Source organism: Dolichospermum sp. UHCC 0260 (genome assembly GCF_009711985.1).
Lineage (GTDB): Bacteria > Cyanobacteriota > Cyanobacteriia > Cyanobacteriales > Nostocaceae > Dolichospermum > Dolichospermum lemmermannii.
The window spans coordinates 1-9,372 of record NZ_VIKZ01000022.1 but is presented as its reverse complement, the minus strand read 5'-3'; the positions used below and the strand labels follow the sequence as shown (position 1 = coordinate 9,372).

The window sequence follows — 9,372 nt, the reverse complement described above, 5'->3', positions numbered from 1 at the left end:
AATTGGAAGTATCTTCTCCCTGTTCCCTATTCCCTATTTTTCAAATAACCATTTTTTGACTTTGGCTAAGTTTTTCCAATCAGGGTTTCTGGTTAAACCATCTTCAATGCTATTTTTAACTTCTTCCTGCCATTCTTCATTGACAAATATCAATTGTTGTGCAAAGTCAATGTGTTCCCGTAAACCTTTTTGACCTGTTTCTAACATAGCTAAAGCCAGATTAATTCTTCCTTGCGGATCTTGGGGATTGAGTTTCACAGCTTTATTAGCAGCGTTGAAAGCCAATTTACCTTTATTATCAAGAAGATATAACCAAGCGAGACAAACCCAGGCTGAACTGGCTTTAGGAGAGCGATCGCATACCTCTTTAAATACAGGAATCAGTGACTCTACAGATTCTCCAGCCTTGTAGCGTTCTAAACCTTTATCAAATAGGGAATCAACGGAATCAATTGTATTAGTCATTTGTTCTTAGTCAGTGGTCAGTTGTCAGTTGTTCTTAGTCAGTGGTCAGTTGTCAGTTGTTAATTGACTTCTGACTTCTGACTCCTAACTTATCAAAAAATATGCTGAAAACCTCGGAATTGATACCTGAAAATTCCAAAAAATTTTAGGTGTCAATGTCTTTAGACCGGGGAGTGTCAAACGCCGAAAGACTTACCGCAACCACAAGTTTGGGCAGCATTGGGGTTAGTAAATTGGAAACCACCACCAATCATGGCATCACTATAATCGAGCATTAAGCCGTAAAGATAAAGGAGACTTTTGCGATCGCTGATAATTTTGAAGCCATCATAATCAAAAACCTCATCATCAGGGTTAATCTTGCTGACATCCTCAAAATCCATCATATAAGACATTCCCGAACAACCACCTTGTCTAACTCCCACCCGTAAGCATAGATCTTGCCCTTGCTTATCTTGAAGAGACTTAACCTGACGCAATGCAGATTCAGATAATAGAATTCCCCGTTGTTGAGTTTGAGTTGCTTGTGTCATAAATTCTTAACTCCTGAACTAGTTTTATCAATACCCCATCAGGCATTCTCGTACCTCTGGGCTGCTATGAATGTTTTTGTATTCATTTTAGCGACATTCCGACGGCAAAAAAGCATAAGAAGATGGGAAGATGGAAAGATAGGAGAAAATTTTAGAATAATCCCTGTTTGTGTCAACTGTTGCTGTGTTTATTAGCAACCTCAGATTTTTATTCTAGAATTGAGGGGTTCGGTGTGTTGAAAGATTAACCATTCCCAAAACTCTAATTTTCAATCGCTTTGTTTTGATTCACTTACTCTATGACAAGTTTTAATCGCTCTACCAGTCGTCGGTTGCAGAAATTACCCCAGATTCCTTCTGTATGGGAGGGCGATCGCCGTCCATTGTCATCACCACACACCCCCTTTACAGACCCAGATGCCAAAGGAGATTGTATTCTTTGGGTAGATGCCTCAGAAGGCATTGTGAGAAGCATGGACATGGTAGATCCCGCCCTGGGACCAGAAGCCATTGTGCGTACCCTCATGCAGGCAATAGAACATCCCCAAAGTCCAGCCAAACCCGGTAGACCGCAAAGAATAGTTGTCCGCGACCGGGAAATTCAATTTTACCTGCGCGGAGTCTTGCAAGACTTAGATATTGCCATTGACTACGTACCAGAATTACCCATAATTGACGAACTATTTCGTTCTTTTGCCGAAGTCATTGATAGCCAAATTCCCGATTTACCACCCAAATACGCCCAACTCCTCCATGATAAAGCCTTAGAAGTTTGGCAATCTGCCCCTTGGAGATTTTTAGAAGAACAGCAAATTTTATCCATAGAGATTAATCAATGGGATGTAGAGAAACTCTATGCCTCAGTCATGGGAATGCTAGGAATTGAATATGGAATTTTGTTTTATCGTTCGGAAGATTCCCTCAAGCGGTTTCGGGCTGCTGTTTTAGCTGATGAAGATGAACTTCAGCAAGATTTAGAAGAAGCCTTCCTCAAACAAGATTGTTTATTTCTCACCTTTGATTCCTTGCACGAAAACGAAGATGATGATCTAGGAAATTTGGCACAAATGCCACTTTCAGAAATTGAACCTACCTTCGGAAATATTCATCCCCTAGAAGGATTACGTTCCGTTTTGTATGAAGAAGAAGCACTACTAACTTTTGTTGCTGTAGAAAGTTTATTGCGGTTTCTGCATGACCACCATCGGCAATTATACGACGAAGATTTTCTTACCCTGAGTCAACGTTATCGAATTTCCCTACCAGAAACCGACAAAAGGCGTAAATCTTTAACTGTCACCGTTTCTACTATGCCAGAATTGACAGCAGAATTAGAAGAAATGGCTGGTTTTGATTTAGATGACGAAGATGATGAAGATGAAGATGATTCCATCTTTGAAGCCCTCAGAGACGACTTAATCCCTGAAGATGCTTTCATGAGTTTGGGAGTATTACCCTGGGAAACATTAAATTACCTGCGTCAAGCGCCTAATTACCAAGCAGCAGGGGAATTTGAACTAAAAGGGGACGGTTTACCTGTAATTGTCATTCAAACCTCTCGCCCTAAAGCTAAAGGAATTATTGAAAATATTCAAGCTGCTGGAGGATTAAACGCCATCTGTTTTCATACGGTAACCGATCCTGTGGATGATGATCTCTATGACTTAGGTTTATTGCAAACACATAATAATGAATTATTTTTGTTTGGGCAATTTTTAGATGATGATCCAGTTCACATAGAAGCTAAGAAAAAATGGCATCAGCGGTGTAAAAATACCAAAGGCCATTGCGGTTTAATTATTGCCAAAGGATTGACCGGGACTGCTCGTGGTAATCCTCAATTACGAGATATGATGGCTCTATTAGAAGCTAATGTACTTTCCTCGGAAGAATTAAACTTAGAAACACTTGACTAAAAAAATAGATATACCTAAAATTTATGAATTAAATTACAGGATATCTAATACCAACTTGATGAGAGGCTGCACAGAATCATAAAATCCATGAATTCATCCGTCTTTATCCGCGGTCAATAATTCTAGAAATCTGATTCAATACAGCTTCATCTTAAATTGGTATAAAATACACTCATGGTGCAAATCTCCAGAAATTTCCCGTATTCAAGCAAAATCATCGCAAAAAAAATTTTGGTAGGTAGTTGACAAACTGAAAATTTTAAATAAGATTAGTGTTTTTGTTACCTTGTTAATTCCGACTAACTTTCATAGTATCATTTTTGTTTTGAGTGACCGAACTTTCTAAATCAAGTTAATATACAGCAAAGTGCATGATAATGACAAATAAAAAATGGGCAGTTAAACGCATAACAGTTAATCTCGCAACACAAGAAGCAGAGAAACTAGAAAAATATTGTCAACAGACAGGCAGACCAGCAACAGATGTAATTCGAGAACTGATTAGAAGTTTACCCCAGGGGGAAGAAGTGGCAGGAGGGTGATAGAGGGCAGGGAAGCAGGGGGCAGGGGGCAGGGGAGAGAAATATTCTTTTGCAACTGACAACTGGCAACTGTACGGGCGAAGCATTTGGAGAACTATTTTTGGCAATGACCGATAATTTATCTTCCAAATGCTTCGCCCCTACTGACAACTAACCAGTCACCAATTCAGTTACAATTTGTAAAGAAACTGAACAAGGAACGAGGGAATGCGCGTTGCAATTGTGGGTGCGGGATTAGCTGGGTTAGCAACTGCTGTAGATTTAGTAGATGCGGGCTGTGAGGTAGAAATTTTCGAGTCTCGTCCGTTTGTGGGTGGTAAAGTCAGCAGTTGGGTAGATGGTGACGGCAATCATATTGAAATGGGGCTGCACGTCTTTTTCGGCTGCTACTACAATCTGTTTGCATTGATGGAGAAAGTGGGGGCTGGGGATAATTTACGCCTCAAAGAACATAGTCATACTTTTATCAATAAAGGTGGACAAACTGGGGCGTTAGATTTTCGCTTTTTTACTGGTGCGCCTTTTAACGGATTAAAGGCGTTTTTTACTACTTCCCAACTTTCATTACGGGATAAATTCCAAAATGCGATCGCTCTGGGTACTAGCCCCATAGTTCAAGGTTTGGTAGACTTTGATGGGGCAATGAAAACTATTCGCAAATTAGATAAAATCAGTTTTTCTGACTGGTTCTATAGTCACGGTGGTAGTAAAGGTAGCATTAAACGTCTCTGGAATCCTATTGCTTACGCCCTGGGATTTATAGATTGTGATCATATTTCCGCCCGATGTATGTTGACAATTTTCCAGTTTTTTGCAGTCAGAACAGAAGCTTCAATTCTGCGAATGCTGGAAGGTTCACCTCACGAATATTTACACAAACCTATTGTTAAATACTTGGAAGAAAGAGGCACAAAAATACACACCCGTCGTCAAGTCCGAGAAATTCAGTTTGCTGAGTCTGGCGACGAAACTCACGTTACTGGTATATTAGTTGCCCAAGGTGACACAGAAGCAGTAATTACCGCTGACGCTTATCTTTGTGCTTGTGATGTTCCAGGGATTCAGCGAGTTTTACCCCAACCTTGGCGGAAATGGCCAGAATTTGATAACATTTATAAGTTAGATGCTGTTCCAGTCGCTACAGTGCAGCTACGCTTTGATGGTTGGGTGACAGAACTGGGAGATGAGGAAAAACGCAAACAGCTAAATCATGCGACTGGGATAGATAATTTGTTGTATACTGCTGATGCTGATTTTTCCTGTTTTGCGGATTTGGCTTTAACTAGTCCCGCAGATTATTATCGTCCTGGGGAGGGTTCATTGTTGCAACTGGTATTGACACCGGGTGATCCTTTTATTAAGCAAAATAATGAAGAAATTGCTCACCACGTCCTTAAACAAGTGCATGACCTGTTCCCTTCGTCAAGAGATTTAAACATGACTTGGTACAGTGTGGTTAAATTGGCTCAATCTTTGTATAGAGAAGCACCAGGAATGGATGCGTACCGTCCCGATCAAAAAACACCTATTCCTAACTTTTTCCTAGCTGGGAGTTATACTCAACAAGATTATATTGACAGCATGGAAGGGGCAACGGTTTCTGGAAAACGTGCGGCTAAGGTAATTCTCGAAAATGTGAAGAAGTAGGGACTGGCTCTATAAATACGGTTTAGTAAGCCCTAAAATTCTTTTTTTAACTAACCACAGAGGCACAGAGGACACAGAGAGAAGAAAAAAATGCTTAACTGATTTGTATTGGGGATTGGGGATTGGGAAGAATACTCAATAAATAATCAATCTAAAATCTAAAATCCTATGAGTGAATGGTTAGAACATAGTGTCCAGGTAGAAGTTGAAGTTCCCATAGAATTAGCATGGGGATTGTGGTCTGATTTAGAGCAAATGCCTAAATGGATGAAATGGATTGATTCAGTCAAAATTACTGAAGATAACCCGGAAATTTCTCTATGGAAACTGAGTACAGGAGGGTTAGATTTTACGTGGAAATCTCGAATTACCAAAATAATTCCTTATCAAATTATTCAATGGGAATCGGTTGATGGTTTACCAAATCAAGGAGCAATTCGCTTTTATGATCGTCATGATCTTAGTATTGTGAAAATGACGGTTTCCTATGCTATTCCTGGCTTGATTGGTAAACTTATGGATAATTTGTTTTTAGGAAAGGTGGTGGAGTCCACAATTCAAGCAGATTTAGAACGGTTTAAATTATACGCTTTGAATGTGCAGGATATGAGCTTACCTTAATGTAACCAAGGACGAGTGATTTTCTCTAATTCAGCAATTTCATCTTGAGTCATTTTCCACCCTAAAGCCCCTGCATTTTGTTTAACTTGTTCAGCGGTTTTGACTCCAGCAATGGGAATGACATTACCTTGGGCTATTAACCAATTTAAGGATACTTGGGCAGGAGTGCGATCGTATTTTTCACCAATTTCTCGTAATAGAGATAAAACAGGGGCGATTTTATTTAAACCATCTTGACTAAATCGCGGATCTATGCTTCTTGCACCTTGAGGCTTATAAGAGGGTGTATATTTACCTGTGAGCAATCCTTGGGCTAGGGGACTATAAGCTAAAATAGTTACACCTAAATCACGGGCTGTTTGGGAAATACCTTTACCTTCTATTTGGCGCGTTAGTAGAGAATAACGTACCTGATTTACAGCCAAAGGTACGCCCCTAGCGGCTAATATCTGGTGTGCTTCTCGCGTTTGGGCTGCTGAATAGTTACTCACACCTACTGCGCCGATTCTCCCCCGTTTCACTTCATCTGCGAGGGTATTCATGAGAGTTTCTTGAGTCAAAAAGAAAGCAAAAGGCCAATGAACTTGGTATAATTCAATTTTCTCAACTTGGAGACGTTGGAGACTAGCCGTTAAAGCGTCAGATACAGATTTACCATCCCAACGCCAAGGTAAGGGGCCAAACTTCGTGGCAATTTGTACCTTTTGGGAGCTTTGTTTCATGAACTTTCCTAAAAACTGTTCCGAAAGTCCTAAACTGTAAACTTCTGCCGTATCAAAGAAGGTGATACCAGCATCTAAAGCTGCATTAAAAGCCGCTTGTAACTGTTCTTCACCATAGCCGTTGCCATAATTCCAAAATACTTTATCACCCCAAGCCCATGTACCGATACAAAGAGGGGGAACAGCTAGACCATTTTTTCCTAATGTGATGGTTTCCATTTTGGTAAAATTGATTATATTTACAAAAAAAAGGGAAGAGGGAACAGAAAAATCAGTTGTATAATTAATTCTGTCCCATTACTGATTTTGACCATGTTTCGGCTAAGATCATTGCCAATTGGATTGAGTATTATGTCTGTTTTGATTCTGGGGCTACTCAACTCAAGTCATAATGTGTGTATAGTTTCAGTTCAAGTTCAGCAAGGAAATTATAGATAGTGACTTCCTCTATTCACATAAACAACACATTAGTATTAATTGTAGATGATGACTTAGTTATACAAATGCAATTACGTTATGCGATGGAAAAAGAGGGATATCAAGTGATCGTAGCAGGTAATGGCAAAATTGCCCTAAATATTGTCATGACTTTACAGCCAGATATCGTGCTTCTAGATGCAATAATGCCATTAATGGATGGTTTTACTTGCTGCGATCAGCTACACACATTTGATCCTAACATTCCTGTATTAATGATTACAGGACTAAATGACCAAGATTCCGTAGATAAAGCATTTTCTGTTGGTGCTGCTGACTATATTACTAAACCGATTCACTGGGCAGTTTTAAGACAAAGAGTCCGCCGCTTGCTCCAAATGCACTGGACTATGAAAGAATTACAGTATAAGATTGAACAAGAGCAGCTAATCGCTAAAATTACCCAAAAAATCCGCACATCTTTAAACTTAGAACTAATTCTGAGTACAACTGCTATCGAAGTCCGTAAATTATTAAAAACTGATCGTGTCATTGTCTATCGGTTTCATCCAGATGGGAGTGGATATGTCATAGTTGAATCTGTAGCCGCTGAATGGGATTCTATGTTAGGAAGAGTATTTCAAGATACTTACTTTTCTGATCAATGTGGTTACGACTATCGGCAAAGTAATATTTATGTGATCGAAGATATTGATAATGCTGGGCTTTCCCAATGTCATATTGATTTACTGAGTCAATTACAAGCGAAAGCCAATTTAGTTGTCCCCATTCAACAGGAAAACAGTATTTGGGGATTATTGGTAGTTTATGAATGTTCTCAACCACGCAGATGGGCTAAATCGGATATTGATTTGCTAACACAACTAACAAATCCATTAGTCATGGCTATTCAGCAAGCAGAACTATATCAACAATTAGAAGCAGCTAACCAGAAATTACAACAACTAGCAAGTATAGATGGTTTGACTCAAATTCCTAATCGTCGCTCCTTTGATGAAGTTTTAGAGCGAGAATGGAAACGCTTAGAAAGAGAAAAAGTGCCTTTATCTTTGATTCTTTGTGATATAGACTTTTTCAAGAATTATAATGATACTTATGGACATCAATCTGGAGATGAATGTTTAAAAGAAGTTGCTCAAATTCTCTATCAAGTAGCCCAACGTCCCGGAGATTTAGCCGCTCGTTATGGTGGTGAAGAATTTGCTTTAGTTTTACCGCATACAGATATAGCTGGGGCAATTTGTATTGCAGAAATAATTCTCTCATCTATCCGCAGTAAGGGTTTGATTCATAAAAGTTCTCAAATTAGTTCATACCTGACCCTGAGTCTGGGGATTGCGACTATTATTCCTCAAGCCAGCGGTTCTGCAAAATTTCTCATTGCTAAGGCAGATGAAGCTCTTTATCGGGCAAAAGAAACAGGACGCAATCGCTACGTTATTTATCATTCAGAGGGAACAGAAAAAACTCATGTTTAATGGCAATTGCCACAATATAAAATCAAAATATTAAAGTTTACATGTCTTCAATAGATACTCAGGTTTTAGAATCCTTACTGGATATGCTAGAAGGTGATCAGGAAGTTTTGGTGAAAATAATCAACTGTTATCTAGTGGAATCTCCGAAAATTGTCGCTGCGATTCAAATAGCTGTCACCAATGAAGACGCTGATACCCTCGACAAAAAAGCCCACAGCTTAAAGTCTAGCAGTGCCTCTTTGGGAGCGATGAATCTCCATCAGCTTTGTTTAGAGTTAGAATCAAAAGGGAAGAGTGGCAATCTAGAAGGGGTTGTAGAATTGGTGTCACAGTTGGTTAATGAGTATGCACAAGTTGAAATTGCTTTCAAGAAAATAGTGAAAGTCTCATGAGCAAAAAATTCTCTAACCGCATTCAAGCTGGTCAAATGTTAGCTCAACATTTACAAGCATATAGTAACCTTGAGGATGTCTTGGTACTAGCTTTGCCTCGTGGTGGTGTCCCTGTAGCCTTTGAAGTTGCTAAAATTTTGAATGCGGCCATGGATGTGTGCATAGTCAGAAAACTCGGTGTACCTGGACACAAAGAACTGGCTATGGGGGCAATTGCTTCGGAAAATATTATTGTTTTCAACCGAGATATAATTGATTTCTTGGGAATAGATCAAGAAAAAATTACCCAAGTTGTTAACCAGGAATTGCGAGAATTAAAGCGCCGGAATCAGGTTTATCGCGGTGATAAACCAGCAATTAATGTTAAAAATAAAACGGTTATTGTCATAGATGATGGGATTGCTACTGGTGCAACCATGCGGGTTGCCCTCACTATTATCCACCAACAACAGCCGACAAAAATTATTGTGGCTGTTCCAGTTGCACCCCTAAATACTTGTGAAGAATTGCGTTTAGAAGTGGATGATGTAGTTTGTTTGCAATGTCCAGAAGTAATGTCTGCAATTGGTTTATGGTACGACGATTTTAGCCAAACCACAGATAACGAAGTTCGCGCAC

At 39.5% G+C, this 9,372-nt stretch carries 10 protein-coding genes; 7 read left to right on the top strand and 3 right to left on the bottom strand.

The annotated features are described in order from the left end of the window. Window positions 1-33: 33 nt before the first annotated feature. Together FJR08_RS10560 and FJR08_RS10555 are read right to left on the bottom strand one after the other, a co-directional pair. Window positions 34-465 (bottom strand): M48 family metallopeptidase, encoded by a 432-nt coding sequence (locus FJR08_RS10560; RefSeq protein ID WP_148760411.1) that lies wholly within the window; start codon window positions 463-465, stop codon window positions 34-36. Window positions 466-641: 176 nt separating this feature from the next. Next, a complete protein-coding gene (locus FJR08_RS10555; protein ID WP_015079852.1) occupies window positions 642-998 on the bottom strand; it encodes an iron-sulfur cluster assembly accessory protein in 357 nt (118 codons plus the stop codon). 299 nt (window positions 999-1,297) lie between these two features. Here FJR08_RS10555 and FJR08_RS10550 point away from each other — a divergent pair, with 299 nt between their 5' ends. The 4 genes from FJR08_RS10550 (at window position 1,298) to FJR08_RS10535 (ending at window position 5,724) form a co-directional block, all read left to right on the top strand. Continuing rightward, window positions 1,298-2,914: a hypothetical protein gene (locus tag FJR08_RS10550; protein ID WP_015079853.1), complete on the top strand. Its 1,617-nt coding sequence runs from the start codon at window positions 1,298-1,300 to the stop codon at window positions 2,912-2,914. 371 nt (window positions 2,915-3,285) lie between these two features. Next, complete coding sequence (locus FJR08_RS10545; protein ID WP_015079854.1) at window positions 3,286-3,456, top strand: ribbon-helix-helix-containing protein; 171 nt, start codon at window positions 3,286-3,288, stop codon at window positions 3,454-3,456. Between the two features lie 207 nt (window positions 3,457-3,663). Then, window positions 3,664-5,103, top strand: a complete 1,440-nt coding sequence (zds, locus tag FJR08_RS10540; RefSeq protein WP_168633135.1) for a 9,9'-di-cis-zeta-carotene desaturase — start codon at window positions 3,664-3,666, stop codon at window positions 5,101-5,103. Between the two features lie 168 nt (window positions 5,104-5,271). Beyond that, the gene (locus tag FJR08_RS10535; protein ID WP_015079856.1) at window positions 5,272-5,724 is read left to right on the top strand and encodes an SRPBCC family protein; all 453 of its coding nucleotides are present in this window, start codon (window positions 5,272-5,274) and stop codon (window positions 5,722-5,724) included. Here FJR08_RS10535 and FJR08_RS10530 read toward each other — a convergent pair. Next, window positions 5,721-6,665 (bottom strand): aldo/keto reductase, encoded by a 945-nt coding sequence (locus FJR08_RS10530; RefSeq protein WP_168633134.1) that lies wholly within the window; start codon window positions 6,663-6,665, stop codon window positions 5,721-5,723. The two genes, FJR08_RS10535 and FJR08_RS10530, sit on opposite strands and share 4 nt — an antisense overlap. A gap of 218 nt (window positions 6,666-6,883) precedes the next feature. Between FJR08_RS10530 and FJR08_RS10525 the strand changes: the two genes are divergently transcribed. The 3 genes from FJR08_RS10525 to FJR08_RS10515 all read left to right on the top strand — a co-directional run. Continuing rightward, window positions 6,884-8,362 carry a diguanylate cyclase domain-containing protein gene (locus tag FJR08_RS10525; protein ID WP_217357508.1) on the top strand — a complete coding sequence of 493 codons (1,479 nt, stop codon included), beginning with the start codon at window positions 6,884-6,886 and terminating at the stop codon, window positions 8,360-8,362. A gap of 41 nt (window positions 8,363-8,403) precedes the next feature. Further along, the gene (locus tag FJR08_RS10520; protein ID WP_168633133.1) at window positions 8,404-8,754 is read left to right on the top strand and encodes an Hpt domain-containing protein; all 351 of its coding nucleotides are present in this window, start codon (window positions 8,404-8,406) and stop codon (window positions 8,752-8,754) included. After that, the coding region (locus FJR08_RS10515; RefSeq protein WP_168633132.1) for a phosphoribosyltransferase at window positions 8,751-9,372 on the top strand (622 nt) is incomplete at its 3' end. The genes FJR08_RS10520 and FJR08_RS10515, both read left to right, overlap by 4 nt.

Bases quoted from the DNA above. Each gene is read 5' to 3' on its own strand.
- FJR08_RS10560 (WP_148760411.1), bottom strand. From the start codon at position 465: ATGACTAATACAATTGATTCCGTTGATTCCCTATTTGATAAAGGTTTA.
- FJR08_RS10545 (WP_015079854.1), top strand. From the start codon at position 3,286: ATGATAATGACAAATAAAAAATGGGCAGTTAAACGCATAACAGTTAAT.
- zds (WP_168633135.1), top strand. From the start codon at position 3,664: ATGCGCGTTGCAATTGTGGGTGCGGGATTAGCTGGGTTAGCAACTGCT.
- FJR08_RS10550 (WP_015079853.1), top strand. From the start codon at position 1,298: ATGACAAGTTTTAATCGCTCTACCAGTCGTCGGTTGCAGAAATTACCC.
- FJR08_RS10535 (WP_015079856.1), top strand. From the start codon at position 5,272: ATGAGTGAATGGTTAGAACATAGTGTCCAGGTAGAAGTTGAAGTTCCC.
- FJR08_RS10530 (WP_168633134.1), bottom strand. From the start codon at position 6,665: ATGGAAACCATCACATTAGGAAAAAATGGTCTAGCTGTTCCCCCTCTT.
- FJR08_RS10520 (WP_168633133.1), top strand. From the start codon at position 8,404: ATGTCTTCAATAGATACTCAGGTTTTAGAATCCTTACTGGATATGCTA.
- FJR08_RS10555 (WP_015079852.1), bottom strand. From the start codon at position 998: ATGACACAAGCAACTCAAACTCAACAACGGGGAATTCTATTATCTGAA.